The 249-nt window shown below is 51.0% G+C and carries 2 tRNA genes; both read right to left on the bottom strand.

What is annotated here, in order from left to right:
* Nucleotides 1-35: 35 nt before the first annotated feature.
* Nucleotides 36-108 (bottom strand) — tRNA-Lys (locus HMPREF2887_RS09595).
* 27 nt (nt 109-135) lie between these two features.
* Nucleotides 136-208: transfer RNA gene (locus tag HMPREF2887_RS09590), tRNA-Asp, on the bottom strand.
* Nucleotides 209-249 lie beyond the last annotated feature (41 nt).

The following is a 249-nucleotide window of genomic DNA, read 5'->3' as shown; positions in this document are numbered from 1 at the left end:
GCGTCTGCCAATTCCGCCACACCCGCCTGTGACTATGACCCGTACTGGGCTCGAACCAGTGACCCTTTGATTAAAAGTCAAATGCTCTACCAACTGAGCTAACGAGTCTCTCTAATGTATCTCTATACACTAAAACGGTCCCGACGGGAATCGAACCCGCGATCTTCGCCGTGACAGGGCGACGTGATAACCGCTACACTACGGGACCTATTAAGCCTTTCCGCTTAAAGAAATGGGAGTTAACGGGAT

The sequence above is a fragment of the Streptococcus sp. HMSC071H03 genome, from assembly GCF_001813035.1.
Taxonomy (GTDB): Bacteria; Bacillota; Bacilli; order Lactobacillales; family Streptococcaceae; genus Streptococcus; species Streptococcus anginosus.
The sequence above is the reverse complement of the archived record's forward strand: the minus strand, read 5'-3'. Positions and strand labels throughout refer to the sequence as shown.